Raw genomic sequence first — 24,941 nt, forward strand, 5'->3', positions numbered from 1 at the left:
AAAATATAATTTAAATGAAATTACGAATTGAAAATTGGATTGATAATAGCAATTTTTCAGAAGATGTAAATGTACTATTTACAGATGCTGTTACTTGCTATAAAGCTGGAGCGAATAGAGCCTCATTATTATTTTCATATTTAGCTTTTCTGACTATACTGAAAGAAAGAATAATTGGCGCAACTAAACCAAACTTATATCCACAAGGAGAGTGGGACATTACAATCTTAAAATTACAGAATGAAGACTTGTGGGAAGCAATTGTATTTGATGCAACTCAACAACAAGAAAGAATTGACACGACTACCAAACAACGTACGAAAGACCCAATTTTTAATCTTAATGACAATCTGCGATTACAAGTAAAATATTGGAAGGATAGGCGGAATGATTGTGCTCACTACAAAGATAATATTATTGAAACTTTCCATACAGAGGCTTTTTGGGCATTTATAGAGAGTAATATGTCTAAAATAACAATAGAGGGCGGAATGCAATCTCTAATCAATAAAATTTACAAACATTTTGACCCAACTATTACTCCTCCGGATAAAGATATTACCCCATTAATTCAAGAGGTTGAGTTTTCAGTAGAAAGGTCGAAATTGAAAAATTTCTGGGAAGCATTATTGCATAGTGGAGAGTGGGATTTTGATTTATCTAAAAGGAAACAAGAACTAATTAGTAAAAGTTTAGAAGTAAATAAAGATTTCGTAAATGATAGTTTGATTACTATCGTCAAGGCCAACAAGTTTCATTTAAAAGATTTTCTATCAAACCATCCTGATAAAATTTTGAGTTTTAATTTTAATGAGGAAGAAATTAGGAAATTTTGGAAAACACAATTAATCTCTGGGAACAACATTTTAGGATTATACACATCTTTCTTAAGAAATGGTTTAATACCACAAAATGAAATAGCAGAAGCTAATAAAACTATATTAAGTGCTATAAGAGAGTATTCTCCAACTATTAATGAGCATCAAATTTTATCTGAAAACGGTTTCTTAAATACTTTTAAACAAGATATATTAAATAATAGTAGTTTTATTGGAAATAGGTCATATTTATATGTAAATGAAAAAGCAGATATCATTGCGGGAATTATTAAAAATTACCCAGCCGATAAGGATATAATTATGAAATTAGTTGAACATTATAATCAACGAGATAATTCTGATTGGTTAGTAGAAAGGTTTAATAATGTATTTGAAAGTGCTAGTAACATTACCATTGAATATAAAAACATTCTGCAAACTGATAATGTTGAGATACCAGAGAAATTAAAAACATACTTTGCTTAAATATTTTGAATAAGCAATATTAAAATCGGATAGCCTAAAAAGGTTATCTGGTTTTTGATGATTATAAGTTGATACATATAAAAGACAAGAGCTTTACCGGTAAGTATATTTCGTCTGGGCTATGTTTTATATAGTCTTCTTTATCATCATCCCACATAAATCCTGGTCTAATTAGTGTAAAATCGTTTGTCTTACTTACAGAGTGGACATAGCTATAACCCCAAGGCGATTTGTAGATAATTTGTCCCTGAACTGCTGATGTGTCAAAGTTTTTGTCAGCAAGCTGTTGTATCACTTTCTCAAATGCAGGACAAACCTTTTTGTCAAATAATTCTAAATTTTGTTCAAGTCCGTTTGCCCTCTGTTTAAGCTGAGAAATCCTATAGTTAATTTTAGTTTTCAATTCTTCAATGTTATTGTTGAAATCATCAACATTTTTCCAGCCTAAATAATGAAGCGTATTTAACATCATTGAAAAAAAGTAGTGCAACTCGTCGTCTTTCCATCGGTTATTTACCAAGCAAACTACAGTATTTACAAAAGCATCATCTTTTAATTCTTCGACTTTCTTTTTCGTGTAGTCAAATTCATATTCTTTAAATCCAGTTTTTGCCAACATCAAAAAGTCGCCAACTAAATTTAAACAGCAACCTTTCACATTGTCGCTATCATAATTGTCAGCAAATGGAAGATAACTAAAGAAATGCTGTTTGTCTTGCTCGTCATATTTTTCTGCCTTGCCTCCATATTCAAACATCAATTCAAGAGCAATCAAATACTTGGTTAAATCTGTAAGTGTTGGCTTATATGCTTTTGGTCGGTTGTCTCCGTAAAGTATTGCTTGCTGGTTATTGAAAAGATTATCAAAATAGCTTACTAACTTTCTTCTTTCAGATTTAAGCAAAGCGAAAGACAGGTTGCGAACCGTTTTCACTTCGTTTTCTTCATTTCCATTGATATTGCCTAAATTTTCTTCCTGTTCGTCAATACTAATATCCGCTTGCCTGTTTGTTGAAAGTGCTTTTGAATGAATAAATTTTAGAACATCCAAAACACGAAGCGAAAGAGAAGATAAAAGCAGGCTTTTTTCATAAGCAGAATGTTCAATTGGTCTGTAAGAAGAAAGGTCATAAAGTTTTTCCGGCTCTTTGTTTCCATCCCTTTTAGCATCAGTATTTTTATTTTTGTGCAAAATACTTGTACCTTCTTCGTTTTCAGTTTCGTCAATTATTGCGTAATGTAGCAAGTCAAGAACTTTGCTTAATTCTCCGTTTTGAATTTCGCTGTAAATTCTTTCAATGTCTTCTGTTTTTGGGTTGGGGTGTGTTTTGGCAAGAAGAAAATAATCCGAAATTAAAAGTTTATTTGAAATAACCTCGCCTTCATTATTCGCTAATTGAACATACTGAAAAGTACCCAACTCTAAATTTAGTCTTAATTTTAGTTCTTGTTCAAATTTCGGAAATATTTGAGAATGCAAATATCTGTTCTGCCTGTCAAAGAAAATTACTTGGAATTGTTCTGTAAAATTGCCATTTGTGTGCAATGTAAGTTCATCATAAATCAATTCTGCGGAAAGCAGTTGAACCTTGAATTTATTGTTCTTGATTACCGTTTCATAAATTGATTTGTTATTTTTAACTGCAAAATCAGAAAGTTTTTTGCTATTACCTATTTTCAATTTTATTCCCAACCCATTAAGTAATCCTCCATTTTCGGATTGAATAAGAAGCGAAATTTCTGCATTTGAATTTTTCCCTGCTAATCCTATACCTTCAGGCGTAACATTGGCACTGCCGAATAAGCAAAATTCTTTTCCATTTTTTGTTTTAAAATGGATAATTTTTCCGTGAAGCTTAGATTTTGCATATTCAGATTTCGCATATTGAACTTTACTTACACCTGCATCACGCCAATCATAAAAAGTAAATGTTTTGTTCACTTCCATCAAAGAAGGAATAAAACCGCTTTCATCTAACACAACATTTATTTCTGCTTTCGGAAAAAATGATTTTAGTTCCTGCAATACTTTACCCTTACTGTCATAGAAAGGGGAAATAGAAGTAATTTCAATTACTTTTTCATTGCTGATATGCTTTAAAAGCTCTTCCCAAATGGAAGATGTTTCTGAATTAAATAAAAAAGCAACTTTCTCTTTTTGTGAGGTCTGTGAAAATTGAAATGGTTTTACTTTGGGTAATTCATTTAGCCATTTAGAATGCTCAACTATCCATCTTGTTGTTTTTTCATTCATCTGCCCTTTAACTGTTGATGAAAGCATTGATAGATAATTCCACGCTGATGAAAAAATTGGTGCATTTTCAGGAGAACGAATATCAAAGTGAAATGCTCCCCATATTTCGTCATTGTTCCCGTTTCCGGAACTGGTAAGATTTCCAGATCCAACAATTAGTAGACCTTCTTTGTCGCCAAATAACATCCAAATTTTTGGGTGGAAAATTGATTTTTGGAAAACAGGGTAAAGTGAATAACCAGCCGTGAGTTGCATTTCTTCTCCAGTGGCTTGTTGCATTAATTCCGAATAATAATGTCCGTCAATGAACACATTTACATTTCGAACGCCACACGAACGCAACCATTTCATTGCTTTCATTTCAAAAAAATAAAAGTCAAAGCTGAAAGTAGTGAGAATACAAGAATGGTATCTTCTACTTCCTATTAGGGTCAATATGTTTTCTCTTTCTAATGCCATCAGTCCACCAAAAGTTTTTTGTGTAACGGAAATAAAACTTTTTGGTCGTTGATTACCTGCAAGTCAATCATTATGTTTTGCAATGCATTCATCCTTGGAGACGTATTTCTTGGTGGAAATATGTCGATGAAGCGAATGTATTGTTCTTCAATAAAAAATTTATGTGTTGATTGTGAGCCGTTGCCCATTTTTCTAAGGGCAACCATAGAATGCCTGTAAATGATTTTGCGTAAAATAAACTGCTCAACAAACTCTTGCAGTGTTTCGTTTTCTGCTGTGTGAACTGTTAAAATACCGTCAACCATATTTCCATCTCTCTCCGTTCGTTTTCTACTCATAAATTCTTTCAACGGGTGCAATTGTTCCCTGTTGTTTTTGAATAGTTGAAGTAAAAGGATAAAACCATTTTTCCCTGCAATAACCGGATTACCGGTTGTAATTTCTTTTTTTGTTTCTTCTTCATCAACCGTATCAGCAATAAGAGATAAAATCTCTGAAACTAAAGTGGTTGGCTTTGCAGATTGCTTTAACTCCTTGCAAATTTCCTCGGTGATTCTATTTGAAAATTCTTTTACAAATGATGGCAAATATTGGTCTTGCTGAAAATTATATAGATGTTGTAGCACTGCCCAAAAAATTGTTCCGCAACTGTATTGCCAATATTCGTTAAGTTGGTAGCAATACCAACCGATACTGGTTTCTGTTTCTGGTTGATAGTCTGTTCCCAATTTTTTATGATAACTCTCTAACAAAAATTTATACCAATCGTAGTCATTATCATTTTGAACGGCTGTTTTTATTAACGATAAAATAGTTTCCCGTCTATGAAAAGTAACAAGTTCTTCAACTTCTTGGCTTGGCTCGTCTTTGTCAAGTAACATCTCAACGTATAGTTGCCATTCATCGCTATTTGCATCTATAGTTTCAATAGCAAAATATTTTATCAATTCTGGAATGTCCGATTGATAAAGCTTTCCTTTTTTGATATTGCTATAAAGCAATTCCTTTATCTGTGGTGTCAATGAAGTTTCAAAAGCATCTGCTAATTGTTTTCCTGAAACTTTCTGCCTTGGGTGTGGCTGGCTAATATTATAGACAACATCGCCAAAATCATTTACAGCGGTAATGATTAGTGAAAGTGCTTGCATTGCCCCGTAATAATATTGTCCAAAAGCACCTGATGGATATTTCCAATAAACATTTTTATCGGTATCATCTTTGTCTGCTCCTTCAGCTAAGTCAAAATAATTTCCCTCAATCGTATTGAGTAGGTTAGATGCAAAATTACTTCCGGTAATTTGTTGGATTTCTTTCCGTTGACTTTGCATAATTATAGCAATCATCAATTCTGCTCTGCGGATAAATCGATATTGTTCTTTTGAATTTCCTTTCTTTTCAGTCTTGAAATAGAAGTCTAATAACCAACAATAAAAGCCATAGTAACGAAGTCGGTTAGTCAAGTTGGAAATACCTGGCAACATTGTAGCGTAAGTTGCTTCAGATGTTGTTTGAAGTCCTAACGGGTCAAGCCCCGTAATTAAATTTATTGATGCTCCCCAAAACGGATAATTTGATTTGCCTTTTTGTAAAACCGCCATTTAAGATTTCATATTGATTAGCATCGTGATTTATAGTAGTCCTTAGTAACTTGTATTTTTCAAATTTACAAAATAAACGCTTTCATAATTCATTGTTTAACGACAAATCCTACCTTTCAAAGCCAATCAATTCCAACTTTCCAAATCTCTTTTCAATCCTTTATAAATTCAACTTCCACAGAAAAACTGAGAAGAAATGGAAGTGATCGCAATACAAAAATCCGCATTCGATGGAATGAAAAATGAGCTGAAGGATCTTTTGGAAATGACCAAAGATGCTACCGAAAAATATGCCTCTATTTTCAATAAAGAAAAGTGGTTAGATATCCAGGAAGTGTGTTTGATGATGAACATTACCAAACGGACTTTACAGACTTACAAGGATAAGGGCATATTGTGTTACTCCAGATTAAACCGCAAAAATTATTATAAACTCTCGGATGTAAAGGCTTTGCTTGAAGCCGGACAGCCGTATAATACCTACACCGATGGATTTAGTGACTAATGAAGCCGAAGAGATTATTGACCATCACGAAATGATAATCTTATTGAAAACCTATATTGAGGAAATATTGAAATATTACCGTCCTGTAATGAACGGTGAGATATACCTGTCTGGTCAGGATGTATGTGAAATGTTGCACATCAGCAAACGCACATTACAGCAATATAGGGATGACAAAATACTGCCGTTTATCCAAATAGGTGGCAAAATCATTTTTAAACAATCAGATATACTCACTGCACTAGAGCAGAATTATGTAACCAATAAAGCCGGTTATTAATCAATTTTTGACCCAATTGGCTTTAAAGGTATGATGAGTATCAAAAGCAGTTTAGTATCTTTGTAACGAAATATAGAAAATCTTAAAGTGTTTTTACTTTAAGTCCCACATTGAAAACTGGTAATTTTTAGACAACGGGACAATAAGAAAGAACACCTATGCCATAGGCGTAGGTGCTCGCTTATTCGTTGTCGGGTATACCAGTACCTCAATGTGCGGTAAGTGTAGTGGCCTGCGCCTTATTTTTTTGCAGGTGTCCACTAACAATAAAATCGATGTTATGGAAACAGATGCCCTCCAAAAAGAAATTAGCGTAGCATTTATCAATGATAAAAGCCCGGTGCTGGATGAGATTTGCAAAAGTCTTACTACCTCAGGAACAGAAATATTGTTCCGTTCAGAGAATATTAAAGACGGATTATTTCAATTATCAGCATTAAAAACACTTCCCAAAGTTTGCGTAATTGACCTTGATTTTTACGACAGGAATGTGCTGGCACAGCTTCAAGAATTAAGGACACAATATCCAGCCATAAAACTTATTGCACATAGTGATATTGATGAGGAAAAAACTGTGAAAGCTTTATTGGATTTAGGCTTTTCAGGATATGTGTTACTTAGTGACGAAATAGAAAAAGCCATTGAGATTATATCCAATGGTAAAAAATATTTAAGTGCGGGAATAATGCATATTCTTAACTCTCATCTACAATAGCAATAATTCTATTATCTTCTAAAGTGAAACCAATCTGTCCATATTTTTGAAAAGGTTGTTTTTCAATATCGGTAGAAACAGGAAAATATTTTACACCAATACTTACTCTAGGTAAATTGAAAGTCCAGGATGACCTTATCTTGAAATTTTTACTGCATAAGCTTTGCTCTGATGAATTTAGATATTCTTTAAATTCAGCTATTCCATCCGTTTGTAAAATGGTTCTCCAATTTAATCGCTTTTCATAAACAAGTTCTTTATCAAGATTTTTAAACATACCAACTTCATCAAAACTATTACAAGCCTTTATAAAATCTCTGATAATTTTTCTTGGCAATTTTTCAATTTCTCTAATTTTTTTCTTTTTGTTCTCCAAATGTAATCTAAAATCACCTTCTACCAATTCGGACAATTTATTATATCCAGAATGAAAGGCTTCGAGTTGAGATTTATAAAGTCTATCTTTTAATATTTCAGCTGTGTTATCTTCAATCTTATTTTTGAAATTATCTAATAATAGAAATCCCTTTTCATCAGTTGCTTTATTTATACCATCCACAATATTCACATAATAATATTGTTCTTTATCTTCAAATAAAACTTTGATTTTAGGATTGAAATTTTCAAGTTTATTGACTGATTTTTTAATTAGATATTTTGTTTCATCTAAAGGACTTTCAAGTGGTCTTCCCCAACCATCAGTACAAAGTTCTGATTGGTATCTTGAAATTTGAATTCTGATTTCTTTACGTCCTCTTTCAAGGTCTGTAGTATATTCGTAGTCAGGGAAACAATTTAGTATCGCAGTATCCAATTCCCATTCTTCATAATCACTGGTAAAGTTTATTTGATAGCTATTTTCATATTCACAGATATAAACAGGGAACTGCAAGCTCTTTTCAATAATTTTTTGTTGTATTATTTCAATATCTGATTTTCGGTTTACAGATATAGCAATCGACGTTTCTATCATTGATGAGCTTTTTAAGGGTGGTTTTTTGAAGACGAAATAGCAACAAATTTAATGAATTAAAAATATCATTTAAAAAACGCTAGGTCAAAAACCAGACGTAAAAAAGCGACGTTCTTTTGCTTCTTTTCTTTGGTCGCAGATGTGAAAAGAAAAGAAGTTCGCTAAAACCAAAAATGGGATAATGAATATCCCACGCAATAATAACGCAACCTGTTTGGTAAAATGTAGAGGAAGGGAACTGTGGAGCGGTGCATTTTGACAAAGTGGTTGCACCTAATTAAATGCAAAAATGCGTTTCCGACCGAAGTAAGGAATTGCATTTTTGTCGCCCGATTTCTCGGGTCAGGCAACTTTTATCGGGTGGGTATTGAAATCTTTCAGATTGTGGAAAAACCCCCTGTATTCTGTCATTCCATAACGAAATAAGCCCCAAAGTAAAGAACAACCCATTTGTGCCAATGACGAATTGATAAACAAATCCTGCTTTTCTAATGCCTCAGCTAAACTGCAACTTGGCGTGTCGTCCTGCTCTTCAGACTGTTTTAAAAGTTCGCCAAATTCATCGGTAACAAATGGCAGGCTTGCCACCGTTTCGTATTTCTCGGAATTGGGTTGTTTAATTGTTCCTATTGTAGATAGTAGCACTTGTCCTGTGTGCTGGCTGTTACCAAAATCTAACCAATAACGTGGGCGGTTGGAATAGGCTTTACCGTTGTTCAGAATATTCAAAATATCCGCAATCCCAAACCTTGCTTTTACGCTGTCCACGCAAGAAATATAAATACTTGCTCCTGCATTTTCGGGCAATTTATCTAAACGGTCTTTTTCAAACTTTACCGTTTCCGCTTTCCAATTTGTTCCCGAAAATCGGTTGGCTCTGTTGATTAATGCAACGGATTTGTATAATCCAATTTCACATTCGGCAAAACGCTGTCTTCCTAAATTTGCTTGGGTAATTACATCATCATCCCAAAGGCGGATTTGTAGTCCTGCGTGTCCCAACTCAGTTAAACTGTGGTTCATTTCCATCAATGCAGTCAAAACCTTTGAACCTGTTCCACCTGCACCAATTAAATTTACTAAAATCGGATTGGTCGGATTGATTAAATCACTATCTGTAAAATGTATTTTCGTTTTCATCACAATAGATTTTTGAGGGTTTTATTATTCAGTTTCAGTACCTCTTTCGGAAAGGTTTTATCTATACCAATTATGTCTTTCCAAATGGTTACACAATTTCCTTTTATCGGATTGTAATTACCCAATAAATGGCTGAAATAACTGTTGAAAAAATAACTTTCCCAAGCCTGTATAAATTCCTCCACCGAAGCCGAATTTTGAATATCAATATTTACTGTTCCCATACATACATTTCCGTTTTCATATACATTGAAAAATGGTGCGTAATGCAAAAGCGTTTTTTCTGTCGGTCTTCTATCGCTTGCCAAAGCAAATACTGAAAGGCTGTTTTTATTGGCAAACCAAAGCATTGACGGTACTTGCGCTTTTCCGTTCGGAATGCCCAAACCATTCACAAAATACAGTTGCCTTTGCTGTGATTTGGTGTACCAAAGTACCGTAGCTTTTTCGCTCGGATTGATGTGTAAAATGTTGGTCGGTAAAATTCCTTTAGGTTTTAAAAAAGCTTTTTTAATTTCTTCATCCGTCTGTAATGATTTTGCCAATACATTGGCTTCTTTTACGGTCAAAGGGTGTGCATTGATAGGGTTGCCGTTCCTGTCCATATCGAAGTGCTCCACATACATATCTGTATTTGTACCTTTGGTTTCATAAAAAACCAAAGCAGATTTTGGATAATATAAGGTTCCTAAATTTTCGGTGATGTCGTTTAAATTGTTCATTTTGTCGTCATTTTATATTCATCTAATAAACCGCATAAATCGTTCAGTATCGGAAACAAGCGGTTTTCAAAATCAAGATTGGTTGCCGTTATTTCACTTCCGTCAAAATATTTGCTAATGATGGGTTCTGCCATTGCTCCGTACTCATTAAATTCATTGTTAATGCTATCCGAAAGACTTTCATATAACCAACCTTTGGTATCTGCTACAAATGAAATGTACTTTTCCATTCCAATGGTTTCATTGTCATAATCATCATTGTAAGAGTCTTGTTCGGAAAAGGGGGCATTTTTAAATATACTTGCTGTTGGATATTCCGTAAAAAGTTCAAAAACTTTATAAGCTACTTGCCAACATTCCTGGTCAAATTCATCAAGGCTTTTGAAGTTGTTTAAATGCTGTTTAAATAATTGTAAATTGATACGGTTGAATAGTTTCTGTTCTATTTTGTCGCCAATTTGTTCGGCTTGTCTTAACTCACTCTTATATTTCTCAGTTTCGTCCGTTTCATCGTCCTGTTCCACCCAATCGGTCATCATTTCATACATCCAAAATAGGTAGCTGTTTTCTTGTCTGTAATACGGAATATCAGCGATGTGATACAGATAACTGCATACGGAAACCAATAACTGAGCGGTCTTTTTACGCCTTTTGTCGTTGAGCATTTTAAAGAGCGGAACGATAGGAATATAATACAAGGTCGTTCTTGTATCGTATCGTTCCTCGCTAACAAAAAAGGTTTTCTTACTATCCTGTACCAATTGCAAACTATCCCAATTTAAATGGGTACGTTTTAACTGGGTTTCTATATCCCACATCGCCAAAGCTATATTGTAGGGATAGCCATAAATTTGTGTTTGCATTGGTTCAATACTGTAATGCTCTGCAAGGTTGGAAAGGGATTGATAAAAATTCCGCTCTATTTTTGCGGTTTCCTTACAAGCCTGTACGGATTGTTCCGTTTTCAGTTTAGGCAGGAATACCGACTTTAGAAAATAGTTGGCAACATCGTTATTGGTACTGCTTTCCGCTTGTCTTTCTGCACTTCGTTTGCATCTTTTGGTCTTTGCATCCATTGTGCGAACTCGTTTAACTGTCGGTGCAATTGCCGTTGTCGTTTCTGTTCGGGTATGCTGATAATTCCCGATAGGATATGTGGTTGCATTATTCATCATTTTTATTTTTGGTTTAACCTTTTGTACCCATTACGCTTTCAAATTTGTACTCAACTGCATCATCTTTTATTTGCGGTGCAGATATTTTTGCCGTTGTCAAAATAGGGTACATATTGGCGTAAAAATTCATTACGGCTTCCACGCTCCAACGTGGTTCAGGGTCGGTCAGTTTGATGTCCTTTCCTTTATCTTTGAGTATGAAAACTCGTTCTAATTGCGTTGCTAATAACATGACTTTTAATTTTTTAGATTAATAATTTTGTTCGTCTTCGTCAGTTTCATCAGTAAGATAATCTACTGTAACTTCTTCCGCCTGTTGCGGTTCGGGTTTTGCTTCTTCCATTGCTCCAAAAAGGCTCGGTGTTGCAAACTTGTCAGACAATGCGTTTTTACGTTTGCGTATCTCGTCCGCTTTTTCGGGAAACTCCGTTATCTCGGGTACTTTCATCCACGCTTCACGGAATTTGCCCTCTTTTTCTAACTCGTCCGCCTTTGCCATTCCGTCTTTAAATTTCTTGTCTTTGGCTTCCTGTTCTTTCTTCTGTTTGTCGGCTTTTTCTTTCTCCATAGCCGATTGTTTTTTGACTTCTTCTAATTGTTTTAGAAATTTTTCCATATCCACCATTAAACCCGAAACGGTTTTAATAGGTGCGGTTATCTGCTCAAAAAATCCATCGTCAAACTCTTGGGGTGTTGCGTTAAATGTTAGTGGCGGAATTAGGTTTTTGGCGTTATCTCCGCATTGTTCGTTGTTGAGGATAACCGAAACGATTAGGTTATTTTCTACTCCTTTTGAAATGTTCAGTTGTAATACTCCTGTAAAGTCCAACTGTGCTATCTGATTGAAAAAATTAGTATTCATTGTTGTAAAATTTAAGATGTTGTTAATTGCATTTTGGTTGCTGTTAGTTTCTCGTACATATCCGACCAATAGGTTTTTTGTCTTTTGTCAAACTCCGAAAAATTGCTGTCCTCGTGGCGATATTCTTTGTATCGTCTTGCTATTTTTATAGCTTCCTTTAAATCTGTTACTTCGATTTGACAACCATTTATATCTGTTATTTTCATAGTTGTTGGATTAATTAATTTGTGCTATTTGTTCAATCCTGCCATATACAATGCTTCTAAGGCTTGTCTTGTCGGGTGCATTATATTCTGCCCAATTGCCGTATAGCTTCACTACATAGTTTTTCAAAACATCTTCAAAACCAAACCGATAACCGTGCAAGGGAACTGCTTTTTTGAAATAGGCATTTCGGTTTACTGCTTCTGCAAGCCAATTCTTTTCGGCTCGGTTCATTTTTTCGCCTTTGTTCAGTTTCTCTCTCAATAGATAAACCTTTGCAAATTGTAGGGTTTCCAATTCGGGTACATCATAGCGGACAAACTTGGTGGCTATTATTTTCGCTTCCATTATTCTTGTTTTTAAGGTTGATGATTGGCTATTTTCTGCTCTAACAAGGTTTCCAAAATCTCGCAATCGCTGTCGTATTCTTTGCCTTCAAAAAGGTAAGTATCGGTTTCTTCGTCAAACTGATATTTTTCAAAATCATCATCTTCCAAATAAATATCTGTGAGTAGCCTGTCAGCAAATATTGCTCTGCCATATATCAAGCAACCCAATTCCTCATAATCCTGTATGAAATTCACTTTATAGTGTTCTGCTATTTTTTGTACCACTTCTATATTAGGCGACCATTTTGTTTCGTATTGAAATACGTCTGTATCGCCTTCGTACTGGTAGGTAGCAAAGAAATAACCTCCATTATCTTCCGAAATAAAGTCGGGTAACTGTCCACAGTTTTCTTTTAGTTCCTGTTCTGCCATTAACTTGAATAGCTTCTGTATCTGTTCGATTGCTTCGGGTTTGCCCTCGAAAACAACCGTATTACTACACCAATTTGCCATAATGTTTGTTATTAGTAGACTACCACCGTTTAAAGCGGTAGCCTATAGTTATTTAATTAAGGTTTAAGATTTCCGCACCGTCCATTGCAAAGGCAGTACACAATTCAAATGCTTTCTGTGATTTGAGTTGGGCATTACCACCCAATACAATACTCTGCAACTTGGCTTCATCATTTTTGTAATTGCGTACATTCTGATAGTAGCCTGTAACGGCATTGTACGCTCCGAACAATGTGCCTTTAGTAGTATCCATTTGTTGCGTGTCGCTTATCATTGCATAAGAAAAAGCATCATCAACGGTGTTTTTAAACAAGGTTGAAATTTCATCTTCTGCACCTTTTTTAATTAAGTCAAGCGTTTCTTTATTCGGGCAAAGTGCCAATTGGATTAGCTTTCTTACTTCTCGGTCTGTTACTTTTACGCTTGCCCATTCATTAAAAATGTCCTCTAATTGCTTGCTCAAAGTGTTCGCCAGTCCCATAATTTTATGGGCGTTTTCGATACGTTGTTTTGCTCCCGAAGTATGTTTGATACGAACCACATTAGTCATACTGCGTAGTGAAGCGTTCAGCGTATTTTGGCAAACAATTCTGACAGGTGTAAATGCGGCTGTGATACTTCCGCTACCATCGTGCGAAGTAGTTAGGAAAATGTACTTTTCTGTTACATCATCGCCATTACCTACACGGATATAGTCGGGCAATTTGGCTGTGATAAATATGCGTTCTCCGTTGCCTAATGCTCCTGCGGTTTCATACAGAATGCCCTCGCCACCGCCTACAATAGCATCAAAGAAATTAAAGGCTTCACGGTTTTGTACGATGTGGTAATCCTTACCAACTACACCTAATACTGCATTGTTATCGGTGCGTATGTTGGCGAAATAGTTAGGAACTTCCAATTCACTACTGCCTATCTCTATGCCGTTAGCTGTTTCGATAATACCCGAACCTTTGGTAAATAGTGGTGATTTTACAACTTCGTAATCTAACCCTGCGTGTTTGATAGCTTCCTCGCTTGTTGGGTATTGCTCCACGATTTGCCCCAAACCGTGCCACGCTTTTTGTTGTACGCTAAAGAATGAATAACGTCCTGTTCTCTCGTTGAAATTGATATTATGTGCCATGATAAAATGTTTTAAAATTATTTGAATACTTGTTGTTAAAATGGGAGGTCGTCCTCTGTTTCTTTAGTGGCTGTTTCTAAGGTAGCTTGTACAGTTTCTGATTTTTTACCACCTCCGTGCAGTTTGATTTGGAAGGTGTGAAAATTCAGTCCTGCGTGTGCTTCTCCGTCATTGCCTGTCCACGCCCTTGCAGTTACCCTGCCCGATAATTCCACCAACGAGCCTTTTGTTAGGATTTTGGCAACGTTGGGCGTTATCCAATAGGAGCAATCGAAATAGGTTGTCTGCTCTATGCGTTCGCCCTGTTTGTTACGGTAGCTGTCGTTGATTGCTACTGAAAAGTTTACTACTTGTTTTTGCTGTGACGTTGTGCGTACCTCCGCATCTCTCGTCAATCGTCCTGTGATGTTCATAATTTCTATTTTTTGCGTTATTGATTTTGTTCTGATTTTATTTTTTTTTGATTTATTCGGTAATGAGAGGAGGTGCTGAAGTTTCGTTTCTCTTTTACCATTTCTAATGCTGTATTTTTTCATTTCTGACATTTTTTTTTATTCGTTTAAAGAGCCGGAGTATGCTTTGTTTCATTTCACGAGCATAAAAGGTTCGTGTTTAGCAACAACAAGGTTTTGACAAAAAATACGACCCGAATGGGTGGAGATTTTTTGGCAAACCCGCAGGGCTTGACCTTGATGTTGCGTTAAGAACACGGAAATACCTTTGCTCTTGAAATGGGACAAAACAGCATACTGGCTCTTGGATAAAAACCTATGTGGAAGCCAATGGAAAAGGCATTAAGAAATGGTCTGTGTGATTACAAAACCTGCACCCTTGCAGTTAGTCTATTTATTTCTTGTGTAAATAGGTGGCTGAGGAAGCCACGGAAAGGGTATTGAAGAAAATATTGAAATGGGCTGTGAAGGGCATTTTCTTCAATATTCTTGATTTAAAGATCCAATCAAAGCTCTTTTATGAGTGTTGGGATTTGCGTTGTGAAAATAAATGTGCTTTGAGGATTAAGTATGGGCATAAAAAAAGCAGGATCGTTGAATCCTGCTTCTGTTTGTTAACGGTATATAAAAGAAAATTAAGTCATAAGTTCAAATTCTTGTTCAGTCAATGCAATTTCTTTCGATAAAACATTTTCTGATTCCATTTCAATAAATGCTGATTCCATAGTTGCAAATTTTGATGAAACCAAATCCATATCCTTACTAATTTTCTGGCTGGTAATCTTGGCGTATATCTGTGTAGTGGAAATATTTTTGTGTCCCATCATTTTGCTAAGGCTTTCCAATGGAACACCCTCTGTTAAAAACATGGTTCCAAAGGTGTGCCTTGCCGTGTGAAAAGTTACTTTTTGTTCGGTAACAATTTCTAATTCCTTGATAAGTTTGTCTATGTGACTATTGCAAATACTGTTTGTGGGAACGGGAAAAATAAAATCATTTCGGGTGGTACCTTTGTATTTTTCAATAATCCGTTTGGGTATTTCCATAAGTCTTACATTAGAAGCAACGTCAGATTTTTGTCTTCGGCTTATAATCCAATCGTGACCATCAAAAAAGGATTGAATGTTAGTCCTTTTAAGTTGTTTAATATCTATATAAGACAACCCTGTAAAGCAACTGAATATAAAAAGATCCTTTACAAGTTCATACTTTTGTTGTGAAGGATTGTGTAATAAAAGGGATTCAACGTGTTCTTTAAGTAAATAGCTGCGGTCATTTTCCTTCATAGAGATTTCATAATCTTCAAAAGGATTTTTCCTAATAAGACTACTTTTGACAGCTATTTCCGCAACACGATAAAGTGGCATCGTATATACCCAAACAGTATTATGGGAGCATTCTTTGTCTATTCTAAGGAAGAAATCAAATTCTCTGATAAAATCACAAGTCAATTCCCGAAAAGCCATATCATCACGATGGTATCTACTTTTTATAAATTCTTCAACGTGATTATAGACAATTTTGTATTTGTAGTATGTACTGTTGGCTCGTTCTCCTTTTGCCACCATTTTTTCAAAGTCTTCATTGTTCTTTTTAAATACTTTCAGCAAAGAATCTTCCATAACACCAACACCGAGAAATTCAAGTTTTAGCTTTTGTGCCGTCACAAAGCCCTCGTGTTTTAGCATATCTCCATAAATAGTGTCGATACGTCCCCGTATATTATCTAATTTTTGATTAATACTCAGTGCTTTGGCACTCTTGCCTTCAACTCTTCCATGCTTTAAATCCCAATTATTAGGGTTAATTTCTAACTTTGTCCCTAAAGTTTTAGCTGTTCCATCAATGGTAATGCGTGCCATAACTGGGGCATTACCGTTCTTTTTTGGCTCATTTTTTTTCAGGTAGAAAAGTAGTTTGAACGTGGATTTTTTTGTCTGTTCCATAACTCAAATGTTTAATGTTAAAATTAAATTATTTTGAGTTACAAGGGAATAAGAAAAAGAACGCAAAACACTGTAATATAGATAGTTAGTTTATTAATCGCCTTTGTCAATCGGTAACGAATTAGTAACCTAACTTTGTGCTTTCACGACTAAAACCTATCAGACACCGAGTTCCAAACTAAGACTACTGTTTCATAAAGCATTGTATATAAACGGTTTTAATCGTTTTGCTTACTTTTGCTTTTTATTAATCTTTTTTAATGAAAAAATAAGAATTTTACGTTTGTTTAGTGTTTTTCTTTTTTCTAATTTTAGATTAGAAAAGTTAAACAAAGTTGTTTTTTCTGTTTTGGAAATTACATTCTTAAGAAAGTATTTTTTGATACTTAGTTGTTTACTTCTATAACAATGAGAGTTGAAGTTTTTTATAATAACTTAATTAAGCTGCGTATGGAATTAATCATTACTTTCTTTATCATTTTTGCATTAGGTATTATTTTGGCTTTATTTTTTACGAGTTTGTATAAAATTGAATGGATTTCGAAATTTAATTTTAGTTCCACTTCAAACTTGTTATCCAAATTTTATAATTATTTTATTTTTTCATTTTCAAAACCCAATCGGCGATTTTGTAGATGAAGATAGTTTCTCTGTTTTTTTTAAAACAGTATATTTTTTATTAATGAAACTTACTTCAACTTTAGAATTTATTCTAATGAAAGAAACTTTATAGAAAGAGTAATCAACTTTCTATGAAAATTGAACGATAGTGTATTTAATAAAACTACCCTGGTTCTACTTAAATTTAAATTTTCTTTTATGAAAATTACCCCTATTACAAATCACTCCGCGAGTAAGTCTGGTCTAGATCAGTATTTCCAAAAAGTTTTGAGACATTTTTTGTTGAAAAAGAACAAAAAGTGCTCTTTAGTATACTTTGGTATACATAATACAACATAATTTTTATTAAGGTGAAGTTTCATTTTGGGTTATTAAAAATTTAAACTTCATTTTAACTGTTTGATTATTAACAATTTTAAAATTGCCTAAGCATACGTGCTTACCGCAACAGGTATTTTATTGTCCATTTTCTAATCTTCCAAATTATGAAAAAAATTACTTTTTACGATCTCATCTTAAAGAAGAGATTATTTGGTTTGGTGTTTCTATTGCTTCTGAGCAATATGACTTTTTCGCAAACCTTTTGTAGACCCACTTCGCATAGTATTAATAATACGGGATTATGCATTGGTTCTGGTATAACAAATGCTGGTTTTGCTTACGATGCAGAGTCAATTGCTGTACCTTCGACAGCTACATCTTTTAGTACTGTTGTAGGAGTTGGCTGTACTCTTAAGGAAACCTTGATTTTTAATCAAATTGCAAAAGCTGGTGATCAAATTGTATTATACATTGGCAGCGGCAATGATTTACTTGACTTAGAACTGCTCTCAACTGCGACAATTCAGCCATTTTTGGATAATGTAGATAGCGGTGCAGCTATTGGATTAGGCAACTCTATTCTACAGCTATCATTACTTTCTGGTAATAAGGTTGGTGTTGTACGATACACTTTGACTAAAGATACTGATCGAATTGTTGTTAAACTTGGAGGCGGTATTGGTGTGCTTAATAGTTTGCTCCTTTATGATGTTCGCTTGCAGTTTGCTAAACCAACAATTGTTGGCGGAGAGACACAATCTGTATGTTATGGATCATCTGCAGCGCTTTCTGCAACTGCGGCTGCAGGAACAACTCTTGCATGGTATAATTCTGCAACATCGACCACGCCACTTTCTACACTTGGTACATTTACTACACCAAACTTGACAGCTACAACTACTTATTATGTAAGTACTTCGAGAATGGTTGGCTGCGAAAGCAATGAACGATTACCTGTTACTATAAATGTTATTAATCCGATACAGCCAACGATTAGTACTACGGGAACGACGATTTGTTCTGCTGGGGCAACTCAGCTAACTACATTATCTGTAATAAATCCTGTACTTGGTACAGATTATAATTGGTACGATGCAGAAACAGGGGGAAACCTTCTAACAACTGGAAATACTTATAGTCCGACAGTTCCAATAGGTGTTACAAAATTTTATGTTGAGGCGGCAATTGGAAGCTGTAAAACAACGAGAACTACGGTAACTGTTACATCAACGGCAGTTCCTGCAAATCCGACCGTATTAACTCAGAGTGTGTCAATACTATCAGGACAAAATGCAATTTTAAGCGCTTTTACAAATGAATCTGGGGTTACTTTTGATTGGTATGATGTGCCCTCGGGAGGAACTAAATTATTAGGAGACTCAGATACTTTTACGACACCTATTTTAACTGCGACAAAAACTTTTTATGTTGAGGCTCGTAATAGTGCTGCTGGTTGTGTTAGTGCAAGAGTACCTATAACGGTTACGGTTGCGGCTGCGCAAGGCAGCTGCTTGCAGGCAAATAGCCAGCAGACTTCTCAGAGTGGGCTTTGTTTACTTTGTGGTTCATTGGATCAGAATAAGTCGGTTGATGGCGATAATGATACTGCCGCAAGGCTGTCTGTACCTGTTGGACTCATTAATGATTGGTGCAGCAGATTTTGCAATTTAATAATGCAGGTCAGGCAGGAGATGTTATTACAGTTGAGTTAGGAATTCCGGGTGGATTGGCTGATGTTGGTTTATTAAGTTATATCTCTCTTGCAACTTACAACGGTGCTACATTCAATAACGATCGCGCGGCTGTAAACTCTCTTTTGAATGTTCAGTTATTGGGAGGTGAACGCTTTAGAGTTACGTTAACTGCAAAATCAGCCTTTGATCGTGTTGAAGTTAGATTAGGAGGATTGGCTTTATTATTAACTAGTCTTGATATCTATGGAGCTTCGTATAAGTTTAAAGAAAGAACTATAACTGGAAATAAAACTATTTGCAGTGGACAAACAACAACATTAACAGCCGATGTCGCTTTAGGTGAATCGATTAAGTGGTATGATGCTGCGACAGCAGGAAATTTACTAACAAGTACGGCTGCTTTTACAACTCCTGCTTTAACAGCAAATACAACTTATTATGTAGAGGTTACTCGTAACGGATGTGTTAATAGTGAAAGGTCAGCTGTTCTTGTTACTGTAAATAATCCTGTTACATCTACTATCACGGCATCTCCGTCAAATCTTTGTGCAGGACAATCAAGTACCATAACAGTCGATTCGCCAGTTGTCGGTACCACTTATAAATGGTATGATGCATTAACTGGAGGAAATTTAGTTTTTACAGGAACGTCTTATACAACTCAAAATTTATCGACTACTACTTCTTATCATGTTGAAGCTGTGATTGGAGATTGTGTAAGTCCGCGTTCATCGGTAACTCTTAATGTAAGTCCGCGACCTTCAGTGCCTGTCCCTGTAAATTCGAACGTGGTTATTCAGTCTGGACAAAGTATTACTTTAGAGGTTTCAAATCCTGTCGCTGGTGTTTCTTATAAATGGTTTGATACACCAACAGGAGGAACTCCTTTAAATCTAAGTGATGGAGCTAGTACTTATATGCCTGTTCCAGCTTTAACAGCGAGTAAAACATTTTATGTTGAAGCGCGTGGGGCCTCAGATTGTGTAAGCAGTTCAAGAGCAGCAATCAATGTGTCGGTAATTAATACAGTTGATGCTTGTTTGAGACCAACTACGCAAATTACCCAAACGGATGGGGTATTATGTGCATTGTGTACAGCAACTCCACCTCCTGGTGATAATTCAGTCGATGGAGATTTAAATACAGCAACACGATTAACAGTAGTTGTAGGAGTTGGAGCTTATATTGAGCAAATGTTAAATTTTGCTCCACCAATAATAGGAAAAGCAGGAGATATAATAGATGTAGAATTGGGCTTGCCAGGCGGGATTGTAGATATTGGACTTGTTTCCAATGTTACTTTAAGAAGCTATAATGGATCAACGCCAAACAGTGATTTGAGCACTATTGGTGCTCTTGTAAATGTTCAGTTATTAGGCGGAAACCGCTTTAAAGCAAGTTTTGCAGCAGCAGGGCCATTTACAGCAATTCAAGTAAGATTAGGAGGATTAGCAACTGTAGCAACTAGCTTAGATATTTATGGGGCATCTTATAGATTTAAAGAAGCAACAGTGTCAGGAACTACTGTTTGTGTAGGGAAATCAGCAAATTTAGCGGTTACTTCAGATACTACAGGAAGAACATATAAATGGTATAATCTACCTACAGGAGGTACTGAGCTTTCAGCACTTTCAACTTATACTACACCGGCATTAAGTACGAGTACAACTTATTATTTAGAGGAAACACGTGGGACTTGTGTGAATTCTACTCGTCAAGCAGTGACAGTAAATGTTGTACCAGTTCCAACACCTGCGGATATTTTAATAAGTAGTCCTTTGACAGCTTCTTGTGCAGGAGGAATCGTATTATCTCCAACATCTTCTTTAACGGGAGTGACTTTTAACTATTATGAAAATCAGAGTGATATTACACCAATTGCAAATGGGACAATAGGCGGCATAACATATTCAAAAGATGGTGTAACAGGTGCTTTAACGATTACTGGATTAACAGCTTCTAAAAATTACTATATTTCTGTATTTAATCAAGGTTCTTGCGAAAATGCTGCTGGTGACCGAAAAGAAGTGGTCGTAAATTATTCAGCTACCCCAACTTTGACAGTTTTGCCAACTTTATCAGGTTGTGCGAAAGTGAATTTAAAAGATGCTATTACAAATTTTGATACATTAGGAAATACAACTTATACTTTCTACAGTCCAATAAACACTCAAATTACAGACGAAGCGGCTGCAAATATTACGATAGGAGGAGATTACTGGATTCAGGCTCAAACGACAGGTAATAGCTGTTTATCAGCCAAAGAGAAAGTAACTGTTACAATTAATCCAGTTCCAACTTTAACAAATGTAATCACTAATAGAGTCGTTAACAAAGGAGAAGTTGTAACATTAACTGCAACGTCAAACGCACTAATAACTTGGTATGATCCGCAAGGAAATGCATTGCCATCAAATAGTACAGGAGCGCTTAATACTGTTGGTGTTTATACTTATACTGCAATTGCTAATAATGGAACATGTACCAATAGTCAAACGGTAACAATTAGTGTTATTGATCCATTGGATTGTGATACTTTGTTAGAAAGAGTTTATGCAAATACACAATCTTCAGGATCAATTATTACTGGCGGTGTTTCGAATGAAGCTTTAGCAGTAGATGGTAACCCAAGTACATATTCAACAATAACTACAGGTTTAGGACTTTTGGGTATCGGAACGACATGGCAAAACCTGCAATGGCCAACAACTATTTCTAAAGGGACTCCCGTAACTGTGAAACTTGGTTTAGAAAACAGTTTAATTGCGGTTGGACAAAGTATTACAGTAGTTGGTACGAAACGTGATGGACTTGGAAATCCAATTGATATTGGAACTCTGCAATCTGTATCTGGATCATTAGTAAATTTATTATCAGGGCAAAACTCATTCGAATATACCTTCGTTCCTTCTGATGTTTCTGGTACTAAAGATTATGATGGTATTCGAGTACAATTAGGATCAGTTTTAAGTGTGGGACAAAGTATTAATGTTTATGATGCTCATTACAAAAAACAGGTAACACAAATTACTTGTGGTCAGGGGGATATTGAAGATATTTTCTCAGGCGTAAGAGATTTAGGAGTTGGGGCTTTAACTACTACAGTAGGGGTTTCTCAACCATGGAATGCTGCTGATAATGATGTGGGTACTTATGCTACAATGTTTAGTGGAGCGGGAGTTTTGGCAGCAGCCGAACTTACAGCAGCTTTTAGAACACCATCAATGGTTGGTGATAGTCTTAGAATAGTGATTTCGAAACCAGGTGTACTTTTAAACCTTAATTTACTTACAGGGTTTACTATTCAGCTTTATTCAGGAAATATAGAAGTTGGAGCGCCTATACAGAACAACAGTAGTTTATTGAGTTTAAGATTACTTTCAGGCGATACTATGGCTATGACAATTCTTGCACCTCAAACACAGCCTTATGATAGAGTTAAAATTAGTTTAGGAGGTGTAGCAAGTGTATTTGATCAGCTTAGAGTTCATACTATAGATCGAGTAACCAACACGAAGGTCATTGGCAGTGATATTAATAATACGCTCACGGTCTGTCCCGGTTCTGAATTAAAATTGGAGGTAGCCCCTAAGAACTGCTCAACTTATGCTTGGTATGATTCTCCAACTGGCGGTAATGTATTGGCTAATGGTCAATCTTATACACTTCCAGCGACAATGGCGGCAGGTACTTATAAATATTATATTCAACCTATGCGTTATGGTTGTCCAGCTTTAACAAGAGGTGTTGTAACAGTTGTGGTTAGAGCAACCACGCCAGCTGCAACTATAGCTAGTGTAAAAATAAATAATGGGTCTAGTACTGTGATTTGTGCTGAAAATGGAAATGTGAAGTTAGAAGCTGTTTTAGTTGCGCCAGCTCCAACGCTTACAAATCCAGTATATCATTGGTATAGTTTTAATGGTACTACAAGTAATTTAATAGCAGGTGAGGTAACTCCGATTTTAAATTTAACAGGTTTGGTTCCAGGAACCTATACTTATTATGTAGGACTTAGTTCTGATGAATATTGTGAAACCGCTCCTGGTGATAGAAAACAGGTAACGTTCACTATTTTACCAAGTTCACTTCCAACAGATATTACAGTTGATAATGATTCTGTTTGTCATAATACAGCTGCGACTTTAACACCGTCGAGTACTTTAATAAATCCAATATTCTTTTGGTATTTAGATGCAAATAAGACGAGACCTATTTTTACAGGTCAAATAGATGGTGTAACCTACACAGTAGACAATGCGACTGGAGTTTTAACAGCGTCGGGGTTAACAGCGGCGATGAGTCCTATGACATATTATGTGGCAGTTACAAGTGATAACACTTGCCCAAATAAAGCTGGTGAACTTAAAGAAGTAACCGTAACTGTAACCGATCCTGCAACACCAACAACGGATGATAATACTCAAGATTTTTGTGTAATAAACAGTCCAAAGGTTTCAGATCTTAAGACTAATGAAACTGATGTTGTTTGGTATGATTCTGCAACTAGTACAACTCCGTTATTGGCAAGTGATCTATTAACAAGTAAAATTTATTATGGAGTACTTTCTGTTCCAATAAAATTGAACCCAACCGTATATTGTGAGAGTAAAACGCGATTAGAGATAACAGTAACTGTAACCGATCCAGGCACACCAAATATAACTGATACAGATCAAGATTTCTGTTTAGTAAATGCGCCGACAATTGCAAGTATTAATATAAGTCCAGAAACTGGAAATATTGTTTGGTACGATGCTTTAACAGGAGGAAATGTAGTAACAGCAGCAACATCATTAACAACAAGAACGTATTATGCAGCCTTAAAAGATGCGACAACAACTTGTGAAAGCAATGTAAGACAACCTATTGCTGTTAGTGTTACTGATCCAGGCACACCAAACATAACAGATACCGATCAAGACTTCTGTTTAATAAATGCACCAACAATTGCAAGTATTAATATAAGTCCAGAAACAGGAAATATTGTTTGGTACGATGCTTTAACAGGAGGAAATGTAGTAACAGCAGCAACAGCATTAACAACAAGAACTTACTATGCAGCCTTAAAAGATGCCACAACAACTTGTGAAAGCAATGTAAGACAACCTATTGCTGTTAGTGTTACTGATCCAGGCACACCAAACATAACAGATACCGATCAAGACTTCTGTTTAATAAATGCACCAACAATTGCAAGTATAAATGTAAGTCCAGAAACAGGAAATATTGTTTGGTATGATGCTTCAACAGGAGGAAATGTGGTAACAGCAGCAACAGCATTAACTACAAGAACTTATTACGCTGCTCTAAAAGATGCCACAACAACTTGCGAAAGTAATGTAAGGTTGGCAGTAGCGGTTAGTGTTACCGATCCAGGTACACCAAATATTGGAGATACAGATCAAGATTTCTGTTTGGTAAATGCACCAACAATTGCAAGTATTAATATAAGTCCAGAAACAGGAAATATTGTTTGGTACGATGCTTTAACAGGAGGAAATGTAGTAACAGCAGCAACAGCATTAACTACAAGAACGTATTATGCAGCCTTAAAAGATGCTACAACAACTTGTGAAAGTAATGTAAGACAAGCTGTAGTTGTAAGTGTTACTGATCCTGGCACACCAAACATAACAGATACAGATCAAGACTTCTGTTTAATAAATGCACCAACAATTGCAAGTATAAATGTAAGTCCAGAAACTGGAAATATTGTTTGGTATGATGCTTTAACAGGAGGAAATG

Annotated in this window: 19 protein-coding genes and 1 pseudogene; 6 read left to right on the forward strand and 14 right to left on the reverse strand. The window is 35.5% G+C overall.

Going from position 1 to position 24,941, the window contains the following annotated elements:
* The first annotated feature begins 14 nt into the window (after positions 1 to 14).
* On the forward strand, positions 15 to 1,304 hold the full coding sequence (locus tag ACHRVL_RS09435; RefSeq protein WP_395412138.1) for a hypothetical protein: 1,290 nt from the start codon (positions 15 to 17) through the stop codon (positions 1,302 to 1,304).
* Positions 1,305 to 1,365: 61 nt separating this feature from the next.
* Here the strand turns inward: ACHRVL_RS09435 and ACHRVL_RS09440 are convergent, their stop codons facing one another.
* Both ACHRVL_RS09440 and ACHRVL_RS09445 read right to left on the reverse strand, forming a co-directional pair.
* The gene (locus ACHRVL_RS09440; protein ID WP_395412139.1) at positions 1,366 to 4,017 is read right to left on the reverse strand and encodes a hypothetical protein; all 2,652 of its coding nucleotides are present in this window, start codon (positions 4,015 to 4,017) and stop codon (positions 1,366 to 1,368) included.
* Positions 4,017 to 5,615, reverse strand: a complete 1,599-nt coding sequence (locus ACHRVL_RS09445; protein ID WP_395412141.1) for a hypothetical protein — start codon at positions 5,613 to 5,615, stop codon at positions 4,017 to 4,019. The genes ACHRVL_RS09440 and ACHRVL_RS09445 overlap by 1 nt, the downstream gene beginning before the upstream one ends.
* A gap of 196 nt (positions 5,616 to 5,811) precedes the next feature.
* On the opposite strand from ACHRVL_RS09445, the gene ACHRVL_RS09450 reads away from it, so the two are divergent.
* From ACHRVL_RS09450 to ACHRVL_RS09460, 3 genes are all read left to right on the forward strand, one after another.
* On the forward strand, positions 5,812 to 6,120 hold the full coding sequence (locus tag ACHRVL_RS09450; protein ID WP_395412143.1) for a helix-turn-helix domain-containing protein: 309 nt from the start codon (positions 5,812 to 5,814) through the stop codon (positions 6,118 to 6,120).
* Entirely contained in the window at positions 6,104 to 6,400 is a 297-nt protein-coding gene (locus ACHRVL_RS09455; RefSeq protein WP_395412145.1) for a helix-turn-helix domain-containing protein, read from the forward strand. Before ACHRVL_RS09450 ends, ACHRVL_RS09455 begins: the two co-directional genes overlap by 17 nt.
* Before the next feature lie 280 nt (positions 6,401 to 6,680).
* Positions 6,681 to 7,115, forward strand: a complete 435-nt coding sequence (locus ACHRVL_RS09460; protein WP_395412147.1) for a DNA-binding response regulator — start codon at positions 6,681 to 6,683, stop codon at positions 7,113 to 7,115.
* Here the strand turns inward: ACHRVL_RS09460 and ACHRVL_RS09465 are convergent.
* The 12 genes from ACHRVL_RS09465 to ACHRVL_RS09520 all read right to left on the reverse strand — a co-directional run bounded on the left by ACHRVL_RS09465 (position 7,096) and on the right by ACHRVL_RS09520 (position 16,557).
* On the reverse strand, positions 7,096 to 8,088 hold the full coding sequence (locus tag ACHRVL_RS09465) for a hypothetical protein (RefSeq protein WP_395412149.1): 993 nt from the start codon (positions 8,086 to 8,088) through the stop codon (positions 7,096 to 7,098). The two genes, ACHRVL_RS09460 and ACHRVL_RS09465, sit on opposite strands and share 20 nt — an antisense overlap.
* Before the next feature lie 342 nt (positions 8,089 to 8,430).
* A complete protein-coding gene (locus tag ACHRVL_RS09470) occupies positions 8,431 to 9,228 on the reverse strand; it encodes a PRTRC system ThiF family protein (RefSeq protein ID WP_395412151.1) in 798 nt (265 codons plus the stop codon).
* Positions 9,228 to 9,950: a PRTRC system protein B gene (locus ACHRVL_RS09475; protein WP_395412154.1), complete on the reverse strand. Its 723-nt coding sequence runs from the start codon at positions 9,948 to 9,950 to the stop codon at positions 9,228 to 9,230. Before ACHRVL_RS09475 ends, ACHRVL_RS09470 begins: the two co-directional genes overlap by 1 nt.
* Positions 9,947 to 11,122, reverse strand: a complete 1,176-nt coding sequence (locus tag ACHRVL_RS09480; RefSeq protein ID WP_395412184.1) for a hypothetical protein — start codon at positions 11,120 to 11,122, stop codon at positions 9,947 to 9,949. Before ACHRVL_RS09480 ends, ACHRVL_RS09475 begins: the two co-directional genes overlap by 4 nt.
* Before the next feature lie 16 nt (positions 11,123 to 11,138).
* Entirely contained in the window at positions 11,139 to 11,357 is a 219-nt protein-coding gene (locus ACHRVL_RS09485) for a PRTRC system protein C (RefSeq protein ID WP_395412156.1), read from the reverse strand.
* Positions 11,358 to 11,375: 18 nt separating this feature from the next.
* Positions 11,376 to 11,987, reverse strand: a complete 612-nt coding sequence (locus tag ACHRVL_RS09490; protein ID WP_395412158.1) for a PRTRC system protein E — start codon at positions 11,985 to 11,987, stop codon at positions 11,376 to 11,378.
* Between the two features lie 11 nt (positions 11,988 to 11,998).
* Entirely contained in the window at positions 11,999 to 12,193 is a 195-nt protein-coding gene (locus ACHRVL_RS09495; protein WP_395412160.1) for a hypothetical protein, read from the reverse strand.
* Positions 12,194 to 12,203: 10 nt separating this feature from the next.
* Positions 12,204 to 12,539 carry a molybdenum ABC transporter ATP-binding protein gene (locus ACHRVL_RS09500; protein WP_395412162.1) on the reverse strand — a complete coding sequence of 112 codons (336 nt, stop codon included), beginning with the start codon at positions 12,537 to 12,539 and terminating at the stop codon, positions 12,204 to 12,206.
* Positions 12,540 to 12,550: 11 nt separating this feature from the next.
* Positions 12,551 to 13,033: a hypothetical protein gene (locus ACHRVL_RS09505; RefSeq protein ID WP_395412163.1), complete on the reverse strand. Its 483-nt coding sequence runs from the start codon at positions 13,031 to 13,033 to the stop codon at positions 12,551 to 12,553.
* 52 nt (positions 13,034 to 13,085) lie between these two features.
* Positions 13,086 to 14,159: a DUF932 domain-containing protein gene (locus tag ACHRVL_RS09510; protein WP_395412165.1), complete on the reverse strand. Its 1,074-nt coding sequence runs from the start codon at positions 14,157 to 14,159 to the stop codon at positions 13,086 to 13,088.
* 35 nt (positions 14,160 to 14,194) lie between these two features.
* Positions 14,195 to 14,572, reverse strand: coding sequence for a single-stranded DNA-binding protein (locus ACHRVL_RS09515; protein ID WP_395412186.1), 378 nt, complete (start codon positions 14,570 to 14,572; stop codon positions 14,195 to 14,197).
* 674 nt (positions 14,573 to 15,246) lie between these two features.
* Positions 15,247 to 16,557 (reverse strand): site-specific integrase, encoded by a 1,311-nt coding sequence (locus ACHRVL_RS09520; RefSeq protein WP_395412166.1) that lies wholly within the window; start codon positions 16,555 to 16,557, stop codon positions 15,247 to 15,249.
* A 1,106-nt stretch (positions 16,558 to 17,663) separates the two neighbouring features.
* Between ACHRVL_RS09520 and ACHRVL_RS09525 the strand changes: the two genes are divergently transcribed.
* Positions 17,664 to 19,211 carry a hypothetical protein gene (locus ACHRVL_RS09525; protein WP_395412168.1) on the forward strand — a complete coding sequence of 516 codons (1,548 nt, stop codon included), beginning with the start codon at positions 17,664 to 17,666 and terminating at the stop codon, positions 19,209 to 19,211.
* A pseudogene (locus ACHRVL_RS09530) lies at positions 19,148 to 24,941 on the forward strand (hypothetical protein); the annotation flags it as partial. The gene ACHRVL_RS09525 and the pseudogene ACHRVL_RS09530, both read left to right, overlap by 64 nt.

Source organism: Flavobacterium sp. FlaQc-28, from assembly GCF_044007415.1.
GTDB lineage: Bacteria > Bacteroidota > Bacteroidia > Flavobacteriales > Flavobacteriaceae > Flavobacterium.